Genomic DNA, 22,891 nt, shown 5'->3' on the forward strand with positions numbered 1-22,891 from the left:
AACGAAAGTATTGATACTTTTATACCCAAAATTTGGAAGAGGTTGTGTGATCAGTTGCTTAAATCAGAATTCGTGATCTAGTGAACTAGTTAAAAAGTACAATTTGTGTAGTTGTTAACGGGTTGGATACAACATAAGGTGGGGTTTCAGAGGCGCAAAAAAGCCCCGAGAGATCCTAGGCTGTCATAAGAACCTCTCGAGGCAAACAGAGTGCTGGAAATACACTCTGCGATGGTGTCTGGAAACAAAAGTTAGATTCGTTTCCTTTGCCAGATATTAGGGTTTTAGAATGAGCTGATGTCAGCGAAATGTCACAAGTTAATCGTGGTATCTAAAGCTTATTTTTTATTTTTGAACAATGGGTTAGAAAATAGACTACAACAGACTAACCTACCGTGTGTTCTGCATCTTTTAAATTGAACATGATCTTTCTTTGTTTCGAATCGACGTCTTTAACCAACACGTGCACTTTAGTCCCTAAAGTAAACGTGGTGCTCTGGCTGGAAATTTTTTGTTTGACTGCATCAAATTCGAACTCACCATTTTGGAAACTTGGTAAAGGAATGAGACCTTCGATTCGGTTTTCCTCTAACTCAACAAATACTCCGAAGTGTGTGACTCCAGACACCGTCCCCATGAAGTGTTGCCCGATAAATGGCTTCATGTAATGACATTTCAGTGCTGACTCAACCTCTCGACTCACTTCATCTGCCTGACGAGATTGATGCGAACAGTGCACGCTCAGTTGCTCGATTACTTTTGTATCGTAAGGGTAGTTGTTAGCAGCACCTGTCAATTGACGAATAGGTTTTAGTTTCATGAGCAGACTGCGTAGCTTGCCTGTTTTTTGCTCTCGAAGTTTAGCGCGAATGGCGCGGTGAACGAGTAAGTCTGGGTAACGACGAATTGGCGAAGTAAAGTGTGCGTATGCGTCATAGGCTAAACCGAAGTGACCCATATTCTTCGGCGAATACTCGGCTTGACTCTGAGAACGTAGCAGTAGGGTACGAATCACATCACACTCATCTAAATCTCGTACTTGTTCCAGTAATGCGTTGTAGTCATGAGAAGTTGGTTTATCACCACCCGCAAGCGTTAGCCCTTTGTCTGCAAGCATCATTCTTAATGAGGACAGTTTTTTCATCTGAGGACCAGAGTGCACACGGTATAAGCTCGGTATTTTTTGTTGCTGCAAAAATTGAGCGGTGGCAACGTTGGCACACAGCATGAATTCTTCGATCATTCGGTGGGCATCATTTCGAACTACCGGAACGATGGACGCGATTTTCTTTTTATTGTTTAACGTGAATGAAAGCTCTTGCGTGTCAAAATCAATGGCACCACGGACTTGACGTTGACCAGATAGGTTCAAATACAAGCGATGGAGATTCACCAGATGCTGTTTGATGTTTTGTTGTGGGTTATTACCTTGGTATTTTTTTGCTTCCGTTGATTGGGAAACAATGCGGTAAGCTTCGTTATAAGTTAAACGAGCATGCGAGTGAATGATCCCTTCAGAAAACTCTGAATCTAGCATGTTACCTTCGTCGTCAAAGGTCACCTCACATACCATAACCAATCGGTCTTCATTCGGGTTAAGCGAGCACAAACCGTTAGATAATGTTTCTGGCAGCATTGGTACAACGTATCCGGGGAAGTAAACGGACGTTGCACGAGATTGCGCCTCAAGATCTAAATGGTCGTTTGGCTGAACGTAGTGAGATACGTCTGCAATCGCGACGAATAACTTCCAATGCCCATTGTCCATTTGGTATGCATAAACGGCATCATCAAAGTCTTTCGCGTCGTCCCCGTCGATAGTGACGAACGGTAAATCTCGATAATCCACTCGTGACGTTTTGTCTTTTTCTTCTACGTGATTGCCAAATGCGGAAGCAGCGTGAAGAACTTCATCATCCCAATGGTCATTGATGCCATGTCGACGTAACGCCAATTTAACTTCAATCCCTGCTTCTCCCGGACGCCCTAATACTTCAGCCACTTCAACTGTTGTTGATTGTCTGTGATCTGGATAGGCCGTGACTTTACAATGAACGAGTTTACCGGCACTTTTGGCGATAAGATCATTTGGTGTGACATGAATGGTTTGAGTCAGTTTCGCGCTTTCTGGCACTAGATAGAAGTTCGAACCTTTTCTCTTTAACAAGCCCACGATATGGGTTGTTTTTCGTTCCACTATTTTGATGAAACGATGATTTGAGCGTCCTTGATGCTGAGCATTGCCTTTCAGAACCAGTACGATATCGCCATCAAACACATGAGTAAGTTGGTGTTTAGGTAAGAAAAGGTCTTTTTCATTACTGTCGTAAGTGACAAAACCAAAGCCGTCTGCGTGAATGCTGACCTTTCCAGAAACCAAAGCGGTTTGATCGACTTTTTTATAACCACGGCGATGCGTGAAAATCAACTGGCCATCGCGCTCCATAGCGCGTAAACGTTTTTTTAAAGCGTCTTTTTGTGGTTTCTCATCTAAGCCAGTAGAGCGAGAAATTTGCTCGTGACTTAAGTGATTTTTGACTTTATCGAATAGGCTAAGGATAACGTCTCGGCTAGGGATAATTTGCTCGTAATTATTAGAATTTATTGATTGTGCGGATATATTTAATTTCATTTTTTTCTCTTATATTCGCCAATCGCTTTTATTTTATAAACTTTATTTATATGAGCAAAGCATGAGGCGAAGTGATTCAGATATGAATCAGATTAATTTAATTCCAAACTGGAATTGCAAGGTAGGTAGTGTGATTACCTAAAGATGTATACCAAAGTGACTTTATTGAAAGTGATTAATGACGGTGTGGGAGAGGTAAGTGATTTGGGTATATAAACTTAGATAGAGAATAGTAAGGGCGGCAATAAGTGGAAGGGGATTGTGGCACCAACAACGTTGATGCCACACAAAGAATTACAGTGCTGTTACTTCAGCAGCTTGTAAACCTTTGTTACCTTGTTCAACAACGAACGATACTTTTTGGCCTTCAGTAAGAGTTTTGAAGCCTTCAGAAACAATAGAACGGAAGTGAACGAATACGTCATCACCGCCATTGTCTTGAGAAATAAAACCAAAACCTTTAGTTTCGTTGAACCATTTTACTGAACCAGTTAATTTATTAGACATAGATACCTCTATATTTGATTGTTTTAAATATTGAATTTTTAGCTAATATCAAGTGCTACTATATGATTTTAGAGATAACTATTTTGTCGCAGGAACGTAAACGAGGAATTCGATGTGGAACTGAGAGAAACTTTGATCTTTAATTACATTAATAGCTCTTTCCGTAAGAGCTGATGTGCAGTATACCGACAAAATTAATAAAGGCTAGCCTTTTCTTTTTTTATTTTTTAAGTACACCAAGCGCATTGCTTTCAAAGCATACGCTTGGTGTATAAGACGGCATGGTGTTATAGATGGTGCTGAGCGCTTAGTGTTTTCTGGTTGAGCCGTTACGAACGATGTCTTTACCATTGTCATATACGTGCTGCGAAACCCAGCGGCCAAGGAGCAATTGGTGCTTTTCTCCTAATACGGCAACAAATGGACGGCCATCGGTATTAGTGGTGGCTAGCGCAACGCCAGTGACACCTTCAAGACCCAGAGCGCCGCTTTCTACTAAATGCAGAAATGCCTCTAACTCTTCAATCGTTTCGATTACATGGTTATCAATATTCATTGTATTCAATCTCTTCGAATTGCATTGCGGTCGCGTACTCTACCTAAGTTAAGCGTGGAAACCAAGTTTCTGCGTGAGTCATGTAATGAGAGAGCCTAGCCCTGCCACTAATCATCGATAGTTAGTCTCGATAGTCCGGAACTTGTCTAGATTCAATAAAGTGAAAACCCTCGCTGGTTAGACATGAGTCACATAATGTTGTCTGGCTTATGTCAACAATACTTTTGCTATTGGATGGGGTGAAGGGGAGTGCAATAATTTGTGAAACTCTTTTCCTAAAGGCTGTTATGAAGAAAGTCCTGATTACCGGTTTTGAACCTTTTGGTGGTGACGCCATTAACCCCGCCTTAGAAGCGGTCAAGCGATTAGAGGCTGCGGCAATAGAAGATGCCATGATCGTTACTTGCCCAGTTCCTGTGATTCGGTATGAGTCAGTGAATACCGTTATTGATGCAATAGAAGCGCACCAGCCAGATTGTGTGATTACCGTTGGGCAAGCGGCTGGACGTGGCGCGATCACCCCAGAGCGTGTCGCAATTAATGTGGATGATTTTCGTATTCCAGATAACGCTGGTCATCAGCCGATTGATGATCCCGTAGTGGCTGACGGCCCAGATGCTTACTTCTCGACGCTGCCGATAAAGCGTATTGTTCAAACGCTGCAAAAGCAGGGGATACCTAGCCAGATTTCCAACAGTGCCGGAACATTTGTATGTAACCACCTTTTTTATGGCATCCAACATTATCTAAAAGACAAACCTATTCGTCATGGGTTTGTTCATATCCCATTATTGCCAGAACAAGCAGCAGATGGCAGTCAGCCTTCCATGTCTCTGGAGATGATAGTCGAAGGGCTAAGGCTGGTGGCTCAAGTTTGTATTGCCAATGAAAACGACATATTGGTCAGCGGCGGGTCGATTTGCTAGTAAGTGTTTTACAGTCCACTAAGTGTCTGAAAGCTAGTAATAAGTTCATCGTTTGATGTTGTAATAAATGTTAGCTTTGTCAAATTTCACAAGTAGCGAAAGGAGTAGCATTGAATAGTCAGGTTGGATGTTGTTCAAACTGGCACTTCCCTAATACAGGAGGTATTAGGGGCTACCCTTACGAAAGGCGAGTTATCATGAAAAGCAACAAAAGTAAGTCAATCGCACTTATCTCTGTCGTTGTTTTCGCATTGGCTATCGCTGCGCTTAAATTCGAAAACACGCTCGGAGTTCTTCCCATCGTAGTCGCTATTATCGCGTTTTTTACCTGCGTCATTTACACAAGTATGTATCTTTCTGATATGAAGCGTTCAGAGTTGATAAGTCACTCTGATCATTCTCAAAAAATGTGTACCCACGCATCACGCAATGAGCTTGATGAGCGCGATAAAAAGCGTTGAAGCGAGTCACATTCTCCGTATACTTTGCTGGAGCATTAATGCACTAACGTGTCGGAGATAAGCATGTCAAATCGAGTACCAACCAACATACTGACCGGATTTTTGGGTGTCGGTAAAACGACCACGATTTTAAATCTACTGAAGAACAAACCGGAAAACGAAAACTGGGCGGTTTTGGTCAATGAATTTGGTGAGATTGGCATCGACGGTGCATTGATGACAGACCAAGGTGCGCTGATTAAAGAAGTGCCGGGTGGCTGTATGTGTTGCACGGCGGGTGTGCCGATGTCGGTCGGTATTACCGCGTTACTGCGCCAAAAACCGGACCGTTTATTGATTGAGCCGACAGGACTTGGTCATCCAAAACAGGTTATCGCGACGCTTACCTCAGAACAGTATGAACCTTACGTTGATCTAAAAGCGACGATCGCTCTGGTTGATCCGCGTAACTTAAGTGATGAAAAGTACCTTTCTAACCAAAATTTCGTGGACCAGTTAGACAGCGCAGATGTGGTTATAGGTAGTAAGGTTGACCTTTGTACCAGTCACGACATTGATGTGTTTAATGACTGGGTGACGGACCAATCTCCCTCAAAAGTATTCAGTAAGCTTATTCATGATGGTGAGTTACCGATAGAAGTATTGGATATCGAACGGGTTTACGGCAGCGCTTCTTCCCATATCGAGTCACATCATCATGACCATGCTCACCAAGAGCCTCAATTCCAGTTGCCGCCAGGTGAAGCCTTTGTGCGCAAAGAGAACAAAGGGCAAGGGTATTTTAGCTGCGGGTGGTTGTTTGGGGCAGAGTACACGTTTGATTTTGATAAACTTTTCTCAATGCTTTCGGACTTAACGGCGGAACGCGTTAAAGCGGTGGTCAACACGGATCAGGGGTGCTACGCGTTTAATGTTGCCAACCGAGTCGTGTCGGTGAATGAAATCAGCTTAGAAGGGTTTGAATCACGATTAGAAGTGATAGATTCTCAGCTGTTGCCATGGGATGAACTTGAGCAAATTCTCCTTCAGCTGTCTGGCATTAAGCGTTAAATCGAACAAATATTAAACGGAAACGCTGAGCCTGCAATCTGTCTGCGTTCGCCGTTTTTGCTTTTGTAGCGTTTCAATGAGAAAAGTGAGATAAATCACTCAAATTCGGGTATAGTGCACGGCTAAATTTTTAAAGCTATTTTTAGTGGTTTGTTTAAGGAATACGCTCAATGTCATTTTCATCTCAAGGTTTTGCGCCAGAAGTGGTTAAAGCACTGGCAGAATGCGGTTATGAAAAGTTAACGCCAATTCAACAGAAGGCGATTCCAATGGCTCGCAAAGGCCATGATATTTTCGCTACAGCACAAACAGGTACTGGTAAAACGGCTGCGTTTTCTCTGCCTATGATTCAGCAGTTGTTAGACAGTAACCGTAGCGCTTCTCGTAAGACTGCTCGTGCACTTATCTTGGCTCCAACTCGCGAGCTTGCTGAACAAATTGCTGACAACATCAAAGCTTACACGAAGTACACCAATCTGTCGGTGGCGGCGATTTTCGGTGGCCGTAAAATGTCTTCTCAGGTTGCGGCACTGGAAAATGGTGTTGATATCCTTGTGGCTACACCTGGTCGATTGGAAGAACACATCGAACAAGGTAATGTCTCGGTGGCACACTTAGAGTTTTTGGTGTTTGATGAAGCAGACCGTATCTTGGATATGGGCTTTATTCATGCAGTTCGTAAGATCATGCTGGATGTGGATACAGACCCACAAATCATGATGTTTTCGGCAACGACTTCAAGCCAGCTAAACCTGTTAGCGAAAGACATTCTGCGTAAACCAAAACGTATCGAAGTAGAGCGTGCAAATACTACGGCACAAACAGTTGCTCACGTGCTATATCCAGTTGATCAAGAGCGAAAAACGGAACTGCTTTCAGAGCTAATTGGTCGCAAAAACTGGAAACAAGTGTTGGTATTTGTGAACTACAAAGAGACCGCAAACGAAGTGGTAAAAGAGCTGAAACTTGATGGTATCAAAGCGGTGGTTTGCCATGGTGACCGTGCTCAAAGCGCTCGTCGTCGTGCGCTAGAAGAGTTCAAGTCTGGCAAAGCACGTGTCATGGTGGCTACCGATGTCGCTGCTCGAGGTCTAGATATTGAAGACTTACCTCACGTTGTGAACTATGACATGCCTTTCCTAGCGGAAGATTACGTTCACCGAATTGGTCGTACGGGTCGTGCAGGTAAACAAGGTCATGCTGTTTCATTTGTAAACCGAGATGAAGAGCTCACGGTGGTTCAGGTTGAAAATCTAATCCAGCAACGCATTCGCCGTATTGAGCTTGCAGGCTATGAACCAAAACAGCGTGAATCTTACATTGAAAAGCTGCACTCAAAACCAGCATTCAAGAATCGTCAAGGTCGTCGTAATAATCCGAACCAGTCGGCAACAGACCAAGGGTCGGCAGAGCGTCGTCTTGCTATGGTGAAGCGCCTGAAAGCGCGTCGTGGCGCAAAGTAAATTACATCAGTTTGTGATGAAAAGAGCCCCTCAATTGAGGGGCTCTTTTTGTTTGCCGTTTCGCGTTAATTTAGGCCAAGCATATTGGGTTCACCACGATAAATAATGCGATCGTTTCCTCGGTGAATACCAAACGTAACAATGACGGGTGGGTTTTCCTCTTCACTTGTAGAGCTATCCCAGTCGTATTTCAGCCAAGGGATGCGATTGCCTGAGCTGTCTAAATCTAGGTGGAATTGTATTTGCTCGCGCGCTGAGTCAATTTGGCTTGCAACGATATCGGTCATTCTGCCAATACTCATCGTTCCAACGCCAGAAAGCAGGGCGTTGTTTGCTGGCGCATGCGACCAAATTGGCGTGCTGAAGTAATATTCACCATTCGCCGTTGTTGAGCTGTCATCGAAGTTAGTCGTAAATCGACCGTTTTGCCAAATTTCCACATCAAGTGGCACTTTGATCACCATGCCTTGGTTGCCACCCACATCTTGAAAGTTCAAACGACCGAATCGAATGTCCGGTTGTTGAGTGAGCATTTCGCTGTTATCAAAGAAATTTACCTCATCAACGGCTTTAGTCGTGACTATACCTATTTTGCTGCTGTCACTGTTAGTCCCTTTATTAAATGGGCCATCAGGATATTGTTTATCGGTCGTGTTCTTTTTCCAACATGGGCTATTGTTACAAGTCGCATTGGTTGAGGGCTTCTCGATAACAAACGTTCCGACACTCGCGTTACCCAGTAGTTTCCAGTCTACCTTCTTAGGCTTAGGCGGCAAAAACCGATCGGAGTATGAGCTTAGTTCGCCTAAGTCGAAATGTTGTTGAAGGTTAGATGAAAAGTGGACGTAGTTCTTCACGTTTTCCTTATTCGCATTGAGTGCGACAACATCGTAAGTGACTTTCTCAAAAGGTTGATTCATGTAAGCAAAAGTTTGGCCATGTGGGTAGTGCCATTCTTGGTCTTGCACTTGAAAATATTTTGGGTAAAAACGACCGATGTAACGATAGCCTTCGTTAACAGTCATACCTAGATATTTACTTTCTAGGTTTGCTTTTACTCTCAAGCTCCCGACTTCTTCCCAATATAATCCATTAAAGACGAATTGATCATTCTTGGCTGAATTATGCGCCTGAGCCAGTGAGTCACTACTTTGTAGCAATTTCGAGGTTTGGTTCGCTGTCTCTGATGGCGTATATTGCTCACTCGACAAGACAACCGATGCTGCTGGAGCGCCATCAAGCATAAAATTACGGGTGATAGATGCATCACAATAACGTGCTGATTCAACAGAACCACTTACAGAGCCGTCAGGTTGCCAAATGATGGGTTTCACTGTTAGAGAGAAAAGTTCTCCGGCAGCAATAAACCCATCTCCTTGTTCAGAGGTGCCAGAAGGCAAAGCACGTTGGTTGTCACAGATAGCCAGTGTCCATGGTCGCGAGTACACATTAAATGTTCCTTTCACTTCCACTTTGCCTTCTTCTGGGCACTCTTCAAATCCCTCACATTCAAAATGATCGGACAATGTCACTTCAAATATGCCGGACTCGTTCGTGATAAGACCATGCTCAGACAAGCCGTCTTTAAATTCCGCTGAATAGCTAAAGTTTCCTTCACTTCCTTCTAATGGTTGAACCAATGGATGAAAAACCTTAGGAGTACCATTGTAGTTGCTTGCCACTACAGGTTCGCCGGTGGAGGCACAAGCAAGCAATCGCGTATGCACGTTTTCTGGTTTACCTGCAATAACGCGTATTTCATTTAAAGTTGCGCTTTTCGTCTTTGAGTATGCCTCAAACATAAATGGCGTAAACATAAAGCTAACCGTTTGATGCTTGCTGGTGTCTTCTGCCATAGTGAAAGTCAGCGTGTAGTTCGTATCTAACGCGATGGCATCAATATCGTTCGGGACCACTCGAACAACGAGCTTACCATTGTCGTCAGACATAAATTGGTTTGCTTTTAATGTCTGCTGACCTTTGACCACCTCTAAAGTGAACAAGTCAGGGTGTGATAGGGCAGCACTGACTTCTGCGCTTACAACTTCTCCATTATTGGTTGTTGTTGCTGTAAATTGCGGAAGATCGTCGCCGCACATCAGTGCCATATCGTCCGATGGTGTGACGCTTAGGTCGAAGTCGTTCTCTGATGGAGGCGTAATTTTACATTCAGGGATATAAGAAGGAATAGGGCAAGTTGTTGGTGTTTGATTTGCGTAATCACAATTGGGTTCATCAATGCCACAATAGTGGTTGAAATTTGAACTTGATTCTAGGGTGGCTGTCACACTACCGCAAATAGAAGTATTGGAGTTATTAATTGAAAAATGCATTGCCGAAATAGCTTGCTTATTAGCATATATTTTGGTCGTGCCAAAACCTGTATCTACAGTATGTCCCTGAGATGTCAAAGAACCAAAAACTGTCGTATTATTAAGATTTATCCCCGATAGAGCATTGATGTTGCCCACAACTATTGGTGTATTAGAAAGCGACGATGCCAGTTGATTCATTTCTACTTTTGTTCCTTTTGATTTGATATCACCGCAGAACATACCAGATTCGATGTACACGTCACTTTGAGCAATGATGTTGCCATTAAGGACGTTGTGCTCTCCGTGAAACTCGACAGAACGGCCATTTCCACCAACACCATTGGTTTCTATATCTCCTTCGATTTCACTATCAGTTATTTTTATAGAACCTAAAGCAGAGACATTACCTAGTACGTAGCTATTACCATTAATTTTTAACCAAGTTCCTTTAGCTTTGATGTTTATAGGGCTTTCCTTTGAGCCTATGACATTCTGCCCACGGAGTGTTATGGAACCATGAGCGGTTAAAGACGATGAGCTTTGACTACTATTTATAATTTGATCGCCTTTCGGGAGAACAATATTTGTAGTGCAATCGTAAGTAGAACCCGTTACATGAATGGTTCCGTTTTTACAAAAGGCAACATTAGTGTTTGACTTGATATCTGCTAAGTCATAGGTGGTGGCGTGTGAGGTTAGCGGTAAAACAAGAACCGCAGCGAAAATACTGCAAAGACGCATCATCAAATGTCCTAAAAAAGTGGAACAAGATGGCATCAAGCGAGCGTGAGCAAGTGCTCACAGAAGTTGAAATGTCGGCGGTGTTTTTGGTTTTTAATCCGCTTACTTATTGAACTTTGGCTATTTTTATTTCGTATGTCATACCAAAGCTTAGTGGCGTTATTAGAACGTAAGTATGAGATTAGTTCAATAGCTAAGTGTGACATGAGTCGCTTTATTCATGTAACTATTTGTTGGTAAAAGATAATAATTAACCATGTTGATTCAGAACCAGTAGCTTGAGCGTCCTGATTCTGAACCGAACTTAATCCTAGGCTGCGTGAACAATGAGTGGGGCCATTTGATATAACTCTTCTAGTATGGCTTTCGTTTGTCTCGAATAGACCAGACGATCGCGATCGCCTACGAGTTGAATGGCTCTGACTTTACCTGCAACCAGGCATTGCCTAATGGTGCGTAGAACCATTTGGATATCAATCTCTGAGGTACCATCAAGGCTGTTTTTGGTTTTTAGGGAGCCAAGGTCGATACTGAGGATTATTTGGTCGCAATGGTCGAGGTAATTGCCGATCAACTGCTTTACATTATTGCGATGACGAAAAGAAAACTCTTTATCGGTTACCCAGTCACAACCTTGATCCTCCGCGTATTCCCACGTTTCTTGCTTTGTATCTTGTTCGCTAACACCAGCAAAAAATAATCGCACGTTTTGATAGCGAGAAAGAGCAAAATGGAATGCCGAGCCTAAACGTGGTTCAAGTGTTGGCTTCAAGTTCATGTCATGTCCAATATTTACCACACCCACTTCGTCTCGATAGGACACTACCACAGGTAACATGGACAAGATTGCCTCGGTACAGTTGGTCACTAAAACGGGAATAGAATGACGAGAAAGCGAAAGACTTAACGCTTCCTGAAACTCGCCATTTTCCAGCTTGTCGTGGTTGAAGTGACCAAAGTTTTCAGCGGTTTCATGATCATGCTGTTGGTATAGCCAATCACTAGCATTTTCCAAACTTTGATCAGCTAATTCAAACGCGCCCTTAGACATGGGTGGCAAATACTCACACACTGTCATAAAAGAAAAAGGGTAATGCTGCGGCTGTTTCACGGTGTGGTGGAGTTTATAGCGTTTGAAAAAGCTTAACATGATGAATTACCTTTCTGGTGGTAGTGCCCTTGCCGCTTGCAACACATGCAAAATAATGCGCTGCTTATCCTTTTCGACTCGGTGGGCCGGAGCCATCACCGAGACCGCGCCGATCAGTTTGCTTCCTTTCATCACTGGTGCACTGATGCCAGAAACACCCGGGTCAATTTCAGAAGTACTGACGGCATATCCGTGTTTACGGATGGTTGTGAGCTCTTGTTCCCATTCGTCTCGTCGGTGATCTTGATTAAAGTATCTCAAGATTTTCTCGCATCGACTTTGAGGCATAAAAGCGAGCATCACTTTAGATGAGGCACCACGTAGCAGAGGTTGACTTTGACCCTGGACGAAGCTGCAACGTAGCGCCTGCATACTTTCTTTTTGTCTGACACAAAGCGCGCGATACCCTGCAGGTACCATATAAGCGGCCATTTCCCCTGTTTGTTGTACCAACCGAGCCAGTATGGTTTCGACCATATCTAACCCATGCTGTGCGGTCTCATAGCTATGCATGAGCAGCAATGCTGCCGGGCCAACGACAAATGTCTTGTCGTGTACGCTTTCTTCAATCAAGTTCCACTCTTTGAGTAGCTTCAAGTGTCGGTAGAGACTGCTCAAAGGAACGTTCAATTGCTCGCTTAGCGTTTTCGCAGAGACTGGGAATGGACTAACTGCAACTTGCATTAACAACTGCAGTGCTTTTTCGTTTACCTGGTTCGCATTAGCTTTGTTTGTCGTCATGAGAGTGTTGTAACGTGTTATATGAATTACGACAAATATAATTCTTAATCACTGAGAAAAGAAAAATAATTTTAATGGGTAATTCTCGCAGAGTGAGAATTTGACGACTGAGGGCTTACCTCGGTACCGATAGGTTCAAAAATGATGTCGTATTGACGTCTCAGGTTTGAGTCGTTTGATGCTAAATTGGAACAGGAGGGATTAAGGCATTGTTTAGTTTGCGGTATTACCAAGTGTTTCGCATACTGAGTTAATCTAAATAAATAATATTATAAACGAGAGTTGCTAGTGGGTATCAGAATCCAGATACCATCTCAGTAAATCGGTTTTATAAAAGGTTACTTTTATATGCTGAATAAGGCGCTTTTTAAAAAAGCCATCATTTTTTTGTTGCCCATTCCTTTGATTGTTGGCGAGGTCTTGTATTTAGCTCGTGAAAGCGTGCAAAACAACCTCAATCATCTATTAGAAAAAAACGTTCAAATCGCAGACGAAATTTTATTCCAAATAGAGACCGAAAACCGCACGGCTTTGTTGCATCCTAGACGATGTGAAGAGCTTCAGCAAAACTTGATGTTTGAACGAGATATCGAAGAAATGCTGATTGTAAAAGATGGGATCATTACGTGTTCCTCTAAACTGGGCGTAATTTCTAAGCCGTTAGCCGAGCACATTACATTTCCTGAGGGACAAGCGTTAGCACTGGGAAACGTGGATAGCGTATATGACCAATTTTTGCTCGTCGTGACCGAAGGAGAGCGAGGTTATCAAGCGGTGACGATTATTGATCATGACTACTTTAATGCGAAGATAGGATTTAATAACGATTTACGTTTAAAACGCTCTGCCTTATTTATCCATGACCAAGTTGCACCTGAAGAAGCGTTGAGAACGGGAAGTAATCCTATTGGCATCAAATCGTCGCAAATGTTTGAGTATGAAGCTTTGAGTGAAGCTAGCGATCTGTTCGTCAAACAGAGAACACTTTCCTATTTTTTGTATTCAATTCCAATCATTTTTGTTATCTATCTTTGCTTATATGCGTTAAATAAATTTATCGATCCTCATCGAAGCTTGGTTCTGGATTTAAAGAAAGCCATAAAGAAAGGCGAGTTGACTCTGTATTACCAGCCCCAGATTAACGTCGATACTGGTCAACTATTTGGTTTTGAAGCCCTAGTGCGATGGGAACATCAGAATAAAGGGTTCATTTCTCCTGATGAGTTTGTGCCAGCGGCGGAGCAAAGTGGATTGGTCTTTTTGCTCACGGATTACGTTCTCGATAAAGCGGCAGAAGACTTTAGTAAATTAGACTTTAATCAGTCTGTTCACCTTGGTATTAATGTGCCGCCCGGTTACTTAGTTGGGCCAAACGCGATTAGAAAGATTCAACTCATTGACAGGAAGTTAAGTCGAAATAACGTCTCATTAGGCATAGAGATAACAGAACGTCAACTCATTGATGCTGAAGCCAGAAAGTGTATCGCAGCGCTGCGAGTACATGGCATTGATGTGTTAATCGACGATTTTGGTACCGGTCAAACCTCGCTGGCGTTTCTGCAGCACATGCGTATTGATTACCTAAAAATCGATAAATGTTTTGTCGAAACTATTGGTATACCTAGCCTTAGTGCTTCTGTTTTAAAAGCTATTGTTCACTTTGCGGAAGAGCTGAAAGTACAACTCATCGCTGAAGGTGTAGAAACAACGGCGCAAGCCGACCATTTGAAAAAGATGGGAGTGCGATATCATCAAGGATATTTTTACTCCAAGCCTTTACCTTATGATCAACTTGCTCAGCGAAGTCATTATGATTGGTAAACGTTAGCCCGGTAACATTGGTCATTGTCATCAAAAACAAACTCTAGCTCATTCTTGATGCTATCCAAGCGGTCTTCTTGGTAATGAGATACATACAATAGCTGGCTTAAATTCTCTCGGGCGATGAGCTCAAGTGTATTCTTAACTAAACGCCTGCCAAGAAAATCCAACCCTTGATATGGCTCGTCCAAAATCAGTAATGTAGGCTGTTTAACGATGGCTCTTGCAATCAACAACAGGCGCTGCTGACCGTACTCTAATTGCTTGAATGAGGTTTTTCGGTATTGGCTCATATGTAGGATGTCGAGCCATTCGTTTGCGATGTCCACTTCTTTACGAGTGGGTTGGTTATACAACCCTATGGAGTCGTAAAAACCGGACAAAATCACGTCTAGCGCACTGCAGTTAACGCGGTATTGAAGGTGTAACGCTGAAGATACCATGCCTATGTGCTGCTTAATTTCCCAGATTGTCTCGCCAGACCCTCGCTTTTTACCAAAGATATCAATGTCATTGCTGTAGCACTGAGGATGATCACCAAAGATTAACCCAAGCAAGGTGCTCTTCCCACAGCCATTTGGGCCTTTGACCTGCCAATGCTGACCTTTGTCTATTCGCCAGTTTAAGTCAGTAAAGATCTTCTTATCAGTGTATTCAACAGACCCATTTGTTAGTTCAAATATTGGGTTGTCGAAGTGTGTCGAGTGCTGATGCTGACGTATCAAGTTCATCATTTCTTCACTCTGTTGCTCGGACTGAGATTTAAGCTGTCCAATGATTGGATGATTATCCCAACTGGATTTATCCATTGTACTGTCCAGCTTTCCTGCACTGAAAAGCGCAACGCGATCAATCCACTCAGGCATATCAGACTCGCGAGAGAAGGTGACCAGTAGCTGTACGGTTTGAGAAAGCGAGTGTAAATAGTGAGCGAGAGCTGCTCGATGGGCAATATCTAAACCAGTAAATGGGTTATCTAGCAGTAACAAATCAGGCTGTGTTGCTAAAGCGCGAGCTAACATCACTCGTCTTGTTTCCCCTGTAGAGAGAACACGAAAGCCACTGTGTTTAAGGTGAGTTAGGTCGAGATCGGTAATCAGCTGATCTATTAAATTAGCGTCTTGGCTGCGCTCCTGAATGAGTGAGTAAACGGTACTGCCTTGATCGATACGATCAAGAAAGTCTGTATCGTCCTTTTCTAATTCTCTTTCCAGTAATCGCTGTTGCTCTGATAGCGACACTTGAGCAACGGACAGCCCATCAAGCTCAAGTTTCCCGCTTATTGGTGAAAGTTCACCACAAATAAGGTCTCCAAGTAGAGAACCAATATCCCCATCCGCGCTGAATATTCCCCAAGATTGCTGAGTGTCTATTTTCCAATCGTCAATAAATAGGTGAGCCGTGTTCCCTTGAGCGGCAAGCTGACTAAAACGAATAGTCATATGTTTGTCTTCCTTGTTTTCGTTGTAATCGTTTATTTATAACAATTTACGAACTCAGTAAGGAAGCGCTTTTGTGTATTAATTTTAATCAACGCAGCATCTTGTGAGCACTCAAGGGTAGTGCTATTTGAGAGTGAAACCGCCACTACGCTTGCAGGTAATAAATTGACCTATCAGTAATTTCATTGAATTTTACAATGAGCTTATCATTATGCGCATAAATGTTATGCTGCTACACTCATACTTGCCGTTTATTTAATTAATCAATGTAAGGACACATGTTTATGAGTGAAACGGAATATGATTACCCTTCGAGTTACAGCCTAGTTTCTATCACCGATACGTCCAGCTATATCAAATATGCCAGTGAAAACTTTAATGAAGTCGCGGGGTTTGGTGATGGTGAACTTATCGGTAAGCCTCACAATGTTGTACGCCACCCCGACATGCCGAAACAGGCTTTTAAAGATTTATGGACGCACCTAAAAGCCGGAAAACACTGGATGGGAATGGTGAAAAACCGACGTAAAAACGGAGGGTATTATTGGGTTGATGCGTTTGCTTCTCCTATCAAATCCAATGGTGAAGTTGTTGAATACCAATCGGTTCGATTTAAACCTGAGCGTATACACGTTCAACGAGCGGAAAAAGCGTATTCAAAGCTTCGGAATAACGGTAAACCATTGCAAATGTATCTTCCTCGTACGCGTTTGTGGATGAGATCAGCCTTCTTTCTTTTCATTTCAAACCTTCTTGGCTTGCTAACTCTACAAATGAACCAATCACCAGCGGTGGCCTTTGGCATTGCTGCATTACTTTCCGTTTTCTCAATTTATGTATTAACAAGGCCAGTTGAAAAGCTTGCTAGACAGGCTAGGCAAGACTTCAACAATCCACTAATGGAGTATATTTATTGCGGAAAAATTAACGATCTGGCTGAAATTGAGCTGGGTATGAAGATGCGTAAGCAATTTGCAGATGCGCTATTAGGGCGAGTCGGGGTGTCTGTAAAAGACTCTTGCGAAGAAACGCGTGCAAGTGCCAACAGTGCTGCGACTAATAGCCAGCAAGTAACGGAAAACTTGAGTGCACAGAAAGTAGAGATCGACTCGGTCGCCACAGCGGTCAACGAGATGCAAGCCTCATCATCTGAGATATCAAATAATGCTCAAGCGACTGCTGATGCTACGCTAGAAGCGCAGAACACGATGACAGATAGCCGTAGCGTTATCGATAATGTTAACCACTCGGTACTAGAGCTGGTGGATGAGCTCGGCGAAATCTCTAAAGTGGTCATGCGTTTGAACCAACAAACCGAGCAAATAGGAACCGTTGTTGAAGTGATCAATGATATTGCTGAACAAACCAACCTATTAGCGTTGAATGCAGCAATTGAAGCGGCGAGGGCAGGCGAACAAGGGAGAGGGTTTGCAGTCGTTGCGGATGAAGTGAGAACCCTTGCTAAAAGAACACAGGAATCGACAACAGAAATTAAAGCGGCCATTGAAGGGATTCAAAAGGGCAGTAAATCAGCGGTTTCTGCGCTAGAGAAAGGCAATGAAATGTCGACCGGAACGGTAACATTATTAGGCACGGCTTTAGAGAGCATCCAACAGCTGCAATCTCTCGTTCAGGATGTAGTCGAGCGAAATCAACAAATTGCGGTAGCGATAGAAGAACAGGTTTACGTAACGGATGAGATTAACGAAAACATCCAGTCGCTTAACTTAAAGTACAGTGAATCGTATGATCTGATGACAGAAACGAATCAGATGAACTCTAAAGTGCAAAGTTGTACCAATGACCTATCTGAAATGATTAAGAAGTTTGCTTAAACACTAGAAAATAGAAATAAAGAGCCCGCTAAGTTTTAGCGGGCTCTTTATGGGAATGTGGTGAAATTCTGGGGCCGTATACGACTAGGGGTTCGAACCTCCGTCATTTTACAAACACTAAAACGACGAAAGCTCGCAATAAATGCGAGCTTTCTAAATAAGTGGCGGAGAGATAGGGATTTGAAAACTATCTACACTGAAACCTATAAAAATCAAAGTCTTTGACTAAATGGAGGTTTTTCCATCAAAATTAGAAAAGTCTAAGTTACAGTAATGTGTCATATTAGATGATACGCTACCAGATATCATTTACAAGCCTGATTGAAATGTTTGTGACATAGCAACTGCCTTTTGGCCATCGAAAGTGTCTCATTATCATAGAACTAACTAGTTATTTAAGGTTGACGCAAAAAACCATCAAACTTTATCTTTACGACAAATAACTCCTATCAATCAAAAGTGTATTATTGATTTATATCAAAATTAGCGTTCATTTAATCCATAGAATGCACTGAATTTTTTACAACTAAACTATTTGGTGCATATGAAAGCTAAATTACTAGCGACACTTGGTCTAATCCTTTCTCTTTCTCTAACGGGATGTGCGAATATTCAGCATTATGAAAATATCAGCGTAAACCAGAACGTAAGTCTACAGACCTCTATCGGTGGTAGCGTGTTCCGCTTACAGAAGACTAAAGATCTCCCTAACGCTTTCGGAGGTGCTGATATCTATGGCGGCAAAGTTAATACAGGTTACTCTGATTTAAGATTCATGGGTATGTCTGACAATAATGAAGTGGTTTTTCGATTCACAGATGTTGTCGTTGAAAGCAATGAGACAACGATGTCTCGCTATGGCTCGGATCGTACTTACATGAGTGCTGATGCTTGGGGGAACGTATCAGCGACTACATACCGTAAGCAAGATGCTCAATCTACTCAATTACCACCAAATACAGTTGAGTTTAAAGTACCTATGACGACGAAGTCCTTCCCAATTGGTGGTTACAATATCGTGATTGAGCAAGCGACAAGTTACAGTCTGCAATACGTAGTAACTAAGTAAGGCTGATTGAATTAATGTTTAAGAAAATCATATTAGCGACTGCATTACTTGTTATTTCTGGCTGTGCAAATGTTGGACAGCCAGAAAAGATGCGTTCTAATGCGACTTTGGAGTGGGCAGACGGTCTCACTGAGCGTGCACTAGTCGCTGGCTCAAAGCGCTCTATTACTGTGCCATTTGGAGATCAAGTATTTGTTTTCCTCATCGATGAGCAAAGTATTGGTAAAGACTGCTTAGTTTACAGCTATAAACACGTTAGTGGTGGTGTAGCACAAGCAGATATCTGCTTTGGTAGTGAAATGACTCTATTTTTAAATGGTCAGGTGCTTAATAGTGGTAACATTTATCTAGACAACGGACAGACTTTTACTGAGGTTGCTCAGACTCGTGAATACGCTGCGAAATTAAAATTTCAAGAACAGTTAAAGCAAGAACAGGATGAGAAGCAAAAGGAACAAGCTGCGAAAGCTCTAGAGCAAGACTTAAAAGCTAAAGAGTTAGAGTTATTCATCATTGAGCAACAAAAAAAGCGTGTAATTGCTGAGACGAAGGCAATTGAAACTCATAGTGATAAAACTGACGAAAAAATTGATGCTACAAATGACCTAATCCGAAGTGTTGGAAAAGGTATTGAAAATCACGGTGTCAAATAGTTAATAAAAGTTAACGAGTAGAGCCTCATCAAAAAATGAGGCTCTACAATTTAAATAGAACCAATTTTTTAGATTAGAATTTTATATTCTATTTCAATAGCACTAATCTAATGCATGTCCCATCTAACCAAGCATTAATGCGGAAATCTGTATGGCTAAGATCTATCCTTCCTGGAGCAATATTGAAAGACTAACTGTTAAACCAACTGAAGGTGAACTGTATCTCCTGAAAAAAATAGATGAAAGTCTTGATGAATCATATGAGGTGTTTTTTAACCCATTTCTTGATGGAGACAGACCTGACATAGTTATCGTAAAAAGAGACTATGGGGCTATTATTATAGAGGTTAAAGATTGGTCAATTAATAACTATGTAGTAACAAAGGACAACAAGTGGTTAATCAAAGATAGCGTCATTCGCTCACCTCAAACACAAGTTTTCAGATACAAACAGAATATGTTTGAATTGCACCTCCCTATTTTAGGCTTAAAGGAGCTAGTAAATAGAAACTTTTATAATGTAATTAGTACGTATGTATATTTTAACTGCGCAAGCAAGTTAGAAATTAGAGAGCTATACCTAACTCCAGAAAATGAAGTAAGAATGGAGTTGAATTTACTAAATGCTTCTATAAAGAATCGAGAGATAGTTCATTTCGAGTATGATAAAAAACAAAAGTATTTGAGTAATAAGATAAAACAAATTTCTCGTGACGCTTACATCTCTTATGGTAAAGATAATATTAATGATCTTGTATCTAAAATAAAGAGAATGAGGAAGAATAATCTTTTTACGAATGACATATATCTTGACTTCATCCGTAGGTTATCTCCTCCTACTCACATTTTAGATCAAGGTTTACCTATAGTATTTGATAGAAAGCAAGAATCTCTAATTAATAGCGTATCTGAAAAACGTAAGGTAAAAGGGGTGGCTGGTTGTGGAAAAACTTCAATTCTCGCAAAACGAGCGATAAGTGCCTTTGAACGGCATGGTAGTGAAGTTTTAATTCTCACATACAACATTACTTTAAGGCATTACATTCGCGATAAGATTTCGCAGATTCAATGCAAAGGAGCAGGTAATCAGTTTGAAATCATGCATTATCATGGTTTTATCAATAATAAACTAAATGAGTATGGTTTAGATGTAGCTCCGTTGTTAGAAAAATACCAAGGCACAGATAAAGAGAAGCTTGAAAAACTGTATAAGGATCGAAACTTATTTGAGTCTTTACCTATAAATGAAAAATATAAGACAATATTTATTGATGAGGTTCAAGATTATGAACCAGATTGGATAAAGATTATTCGAGATTGCTTCCTTGAACCTAATGGTGAAATGATTTTATTTGGTGATCAATCTCAAAATATTTATGAGCGTGATGATAATAAAAGAGAGTCAGCGTTAGTACAAGGCTTCGGACGTTGGTTTAAGTTGAGTAAATCTTATCGATCAGAAATTGATACGCCTTTGATTCAGCTTTTCAAAGGCTTCCAGGAAGAGTTTCTGGTAAGTAAATATAGTGATAGTGATGTATTTGAATCGAATTATATCCAAGGAAGTATGAACTTTGACTTACTAGCATATGAATCTTATGGTTCGATTATTAATACAGAGAAGGTTATTGACTTGATCAACTCTTATGTAAAAGAGAAGAGTATAAATCCAAATGATATAGCAATAATATGTTCTAAGGTTGAACCTCTTATTGCCATCGAAAAGAAAATACGAAGTATTGAAAAAACTAAAATTATGTTTGAGGATGCAGATGATTTAAGGCAGATTGAACATATTACAGGAAAGGAACGTGTCAATAGAATAGAAAAAATCAGAAGAAGGAAGAAATGCTTTTTCATGCAGAACTCTGGCGTTATAAAAATGTCTACTACCCATAGTTTCAAGGGGTTGGAGTCTGATACAGTGTTTTGCATTTTGTTAAATGATGATCACGAAGAAATGGTATATACAGGTATAACTAGAGCAAGGAAAAATTTGGTTATTTTTGATTGCTATGATAGTAAATATAAAGGATTTTTCAGTAGCAATATAAAACCGTGATGACCAATGTTACTAATTACTATTAATTTTGATTATAAACATGAAAAGAAAAAGTATAAATCAATTTAAGAAAGATTTTATTATATTTCCTTTCCCTGGAATGGGAAAAATTGATTTCGCTGATTTTAAGTTTGACATTTGCTATACTGCCATAGGAATACCTTAAACCAATAAAGGAGTTGGATCTTTCAATTAGTTCAGTTCGAGATTCAATAAGTGAAGCAATAATAAAATCAAACTATATTCGTAACAATAATAAATTTGTTTGGTTAATATTCTTAACCTTCGCATCACTTATGATGCTGTTAGCAATTCCGATTTTATTTGCTCACTTTATTTTCTCAGTTATCAAATTGTTCACTGCAATCATTAAACAGTTGACAAAGGGTATTTTCGTTGAAGAAAATGTGCTTGGTCATGTATCTCCTATCAAGGGAAATCTAATTTTTATAAATAATAAAGGCAGCAGGCGTGAAGAAAGAACAATTTCTCACGAACATATGCACTTAGTCCAATATTCAAGGGGCGATTTGGCTGAAGTTATATATGAAAATAAAACTAATCTTGAGAGATTATTATTGTCGAATAATCCTTCTTCTCATGAATTATATCTCTTCTCGAAGTTAGAATTAGAAGTTAGGCTTCATGAATTTATTAGATTTAATTACCATAATAATGGTAAAGTGCCTATGTCTCGTGATGAATTCTATAATGAGGTTCGTTTTTTCATGAATAATGAACACGACGAAGATGTACTAGGAAGTGATATTATAAAAATGTCTAATGTAATTAGTATTTCTGCATACGAGTTTTGTCGTAATAAAAATGGGCATATAGAATTGATGAGCGGAAATTTAAAGAGTTTCTTGACATTGAGAATAAACTGTTAGATAAGTTTGTGCTTGAGATACTTTTTGTAAGTTATATAAAGCTAATTCGGTATTATGGTTATGGTGATTTATCCAAAAAACTTGGTAGCGAGGTGATGTTTCCAAACTTATATAACTTTACTTACGGCTCCTAACTTTGAACTGCATTAAGTAATTTATTAGTAAGATTGTTATAGATTACTTACTCTTAGCTATTGTCACCAGGTTAAATAGCAAATTTTTACTGATATTGGTACCACTTATTCACTATTTCAACTTAGAAATTTCGTGCTTGTAGTTCTCTCCCTTAGCCAGCATCGGCAACAGGTGAAGCTCTAATTGATAGACTCTAGCCAGGCATAACAAGGTTTCGATGGTGCAAGATGCTGGTTCATTTTCGATTTTAGATATCCTTGCTTGCCGTAGCCCGCTTAACTCTGAAGCCTGCTTTTGTGTCAATCCACTGTTTTGCCTTGCTTCTCGCATCCAGTTTGCCAACGCTAATGGATCACTCACGTACATCTTCTATCTTCCTTTTACCCAGTAATTCAAATCCTCATATACTCTATGGCGTATATTTTCTATTTATACGCTAAAG

At 41.0% G+C, this 22,891-nt stretch carries 18 protein-coding genes; 10 read left to right on the forward strand and 8 right to left on the reverse strand.

Annotated elements, in window-relative coordinates:
* Nucleotides 1-385: 385 nt before the first annotated feature.
* The 3 genes from rnr to MTR11_RS12355 form a co-directional block, all read right to left on the reverse strand.
* Nucleotides 386-2,632 carry a ribonuclease R gene (rnr, locus tag MTR11_RS12345; protein ID WP_243327710.1) on the reverse strand — a complete coding sequence of 749 codons (2,247 nt, stop codon included), beginning with the start codon at nucleotides 2,630-2,632 and terminating at the stop codon, nucleotides 386-388.
* A gap of 294 nt (nucleotides 2,633-2,926) precedes the next feature.
* Complete coding sequence (locus MTR11_RS12350; protein WP_005375644.1) at nucleotides 2,927-3,139, reverse strand: cold-shock protein; 213 nt, start codon at nucleotides 3,137-3,139, stop codon at nucleotides 2,927-2,929.
* 307 nt (nucleotides 3,140-3,446) lie between these two features.
* Nucleotides 3,447-3,695 carry a hypothetical protein gene (locus tag MTR11_RS12355; RefSeq protein WP_243327712.1) on the reverse strand — a complete coding sequence of 83 codons (249 nt, stop codon included), beginning with the start codon at nucleotides 3,693-3,695 and terminating at the stop codon, nucleotides 3,447-3,449.
* A 287-nt stretch (nucleotides 3,696-3,982) separates the two neighbouring features.
* Here MTR11_RS12355 and pcp point away from each other — a divergent pair, with 287 nt between their 5' ends.
* From pcp to MTR11_RS12375, 4 genes are all read left to right on the forward strand, one after another.
* Entirely contained in the window at nucleotides 3,983-4,621 is a 639-nt protein-coding gene (pcp, locus tag MTR11_RS12360; protein ID WP_085343607.1) for a pyroglutamyl-peptidase I, read from the forward strand.
* 197 nt (nucleotides 4,622-4,818) lie between these two features.
* Entirely contained in the window at nucleotides 4,819-5,082 is a 264-nt protein-coding gene (locus MTR11_RS12365; RefSeq protein ID WP_005391057.1) for a hypothetical protein, read from the forward strand.
* 63 nt (nucleotides 5,083-5,145) lie between these two features.
* Nucleotides 5,146-6,132: a CobW family GTP-binding protein gene (locus tag MTR11_RS12370; protein WP_017635758.1), complete on the forward strand. Its 987-nt coding sequence runs from the start codon at nucleotides 5,146-5,148 to the stop codon at nucleotides 6,130-6,132.
* Between the two features lie 170 nt (nucleotides 6,133-6,302).
* Entirely contained in the window at nucleotides 6,303-7,595 is a 1,293-nt protein-coding gene (locus MTR11_RS12375; RefSeq protein ID WP_005386186.1) for a DEAD/DEAH box helicase, read from the forward strand.
* A gap of 65 nt (nucleotides 7,596-7,660) precedes the next feature.
* On the opposite strand, the gene MTR11_RS12380 is transcribed toward MTR11_RS12375, so the two are convergent.
* From MTR11_RS12380 to MTR11_RS12390, 3 genes are all read right to left on the reverse strand, one after another.
* Nucleotides 7,661-10,651: a DUF6701 domain-containing protein gene (locus MTR11_RS12380; protein WP_407327364.1), complete on the reverse strand. Its 2,991-nt coding sequence runs from the start codon at nucleotides 10,649-10,651 to the stop codon at nucleotides 7,661-7,663.
* Nucleotides 10,652-10,961: 310 nt separating this feature from the next.
* The gene (locus MTR11_RS12385) at nucleotides 10,962-11,801 is read right to left on the reverse strand and encodes an arginase family protein (RefSeq protein ID WP_005391051.1); all 840 of its coding nucleotides are present in this window, start codon (nucleotides 11,799-11,801) and stop codon (nucleotides 10,962-10,964) included.
* Nucleotides 11,802-11,807: 6 nt separating this feature from the next.
* Nucleotides 11,808-12,542 (reverse strand): IclR family transcriptional regulator, encoded by a 735-nt coding sequence (locus MTR11_RS12390; protein ID WP_005391048.1) that lies wholly within the window; start codon nucleotides 12,540-12,542, stop codon nucleotides 11,808-11,810.
* A gap of 348 nt (nucleotides 12,543-12,890) precedes the next feature.
* Between MTR11_RS12390 and MTR11_RS12395 the strand changes: the two genes are divergently transcribed.
* Entirely contained in the window at nucleotides 12,891-14,363 is a 1,473-nt protein-coding gene (locus MTR11_RS12395) for an EAL domain-containing protein (RefSeq protein WP_047009316.1), read from the forward strand.
* On the opposite strand, the gene modF is transcribed toward MTR11_RS12395, so the two are convergent.
* Complete coding sequence (gene modF / locus MTR11_RS12400; RefSeq protein WP_243327723.1) at nucleotides 14,351-15,805, reverse strand: molybdate ABC transporter ATP-binding protein ModF; 1,455 nt, start codon at nucleotides 15,803-15,805, stop codon at nucleotides 14,351-14,353. The two genes, MTR11_RS12395 and modF, sit on opposite strands and share 13 nt — an antisense overlap.
* Before the next feature lie 284 nt (nucleotides 15,806-16,089).
* Here modF and MTR11_RS12405 point away from each other — a divergent pair, with 284 nt between their 5' ends.
* From MTR11_RS12405 to MTR11_RS12425, 5 genes are all read left to right on the forward strand, one after another.
* Nucleotides 16,090-17,640: a PAS domain-containing methyl-accepting chemotaxis protein gene (locus MTR11_RS12405; protein ID WP_005391040.1), complete on the forward strand. Its 1,551-nt coding sequence runs from the start codon at nucleotides 16,090-16,092 to the stop codon at nucleotides 17,638-17,640.
* 544 nt (nucleotides 17,641-18,184) lie between these two features.
* A complete protein-coding gene (locus MTR11_RS12410) occupies nucleotides 18,185-18,709 on the forward strand; it encodes a hypothetical protein (RefSeq protein ID WP_006742005.1) in 525 nt (174 codons plus the stop codon).
* 14 nt (nucleotides 18,710-18,723) lie between these two features.
* On the forward strand, nucleotides 18,724-19,362 hold the full coding sequence (locus MTR11_RS12415; RefSeq protein WP_006742004.1) for a hypothetical protein: 639 nt from the start codon (nucleotides 18,724-18,726) through the stop codon (nucleotides 19,360-19,362).
* A gap of 151 nt (nucleotides 19,363-19,513) precedes the next feature.
* Nucleotides 19,514-21,424, forward strand: a complete 1,911-nt coding sequence (locus tag MTR11_RS12420; RefSeq protein WP_243327725.1) for a nuclease-related domain-containing DEAD/DEAH box helicase — start codon at nucleotides 19,514-19,516, stop codon at nucleotides 21,422-21,424.
* A 296-nt stretch (nucleotides 21,425-21,720) separates the two neighbouring features.
* Nucleotides 21,721-22,314: a hypothetical protein gene (locus MTR11_RS12425; RefSeq protein WP_243327726.1), complete on the forward strand. Its 594-nt coding sequence runs from the start codon at nucleotides 21,721-21,723 to the stop codon at nucleotides 22,312-22,314.
* Nucleotides 22,315-22,560: 246 nt separating this feature from the next.
* On the opposite strand, the gene MTR11_RS12430 is transcribed toward MTR11_RS12425, so the two are convergent.
* Nucleotides 22,561-22,815, reverse strand: coding sequence for a helix-turn-helix domain-containing protein (locus tag MTR11_RS12430; protein ID WP_134645823.1), 255 nt, complete (start codon nucleotides 22,813-22,815; stop codon nucleotides 22,561-22,563).
* Nucleotides 22,816-22,891 lie beyond the last annotated feature (76 nt).

The organism is Vibrio sp. CCB-PB317, assembly GCF_022808245.1.
GTDB lineage: Bacteria > Pseudomonadota > Gammaproteobacteria > Enterobacterales > Vibrionaceae > Vibrio > Vibrio diabolicus.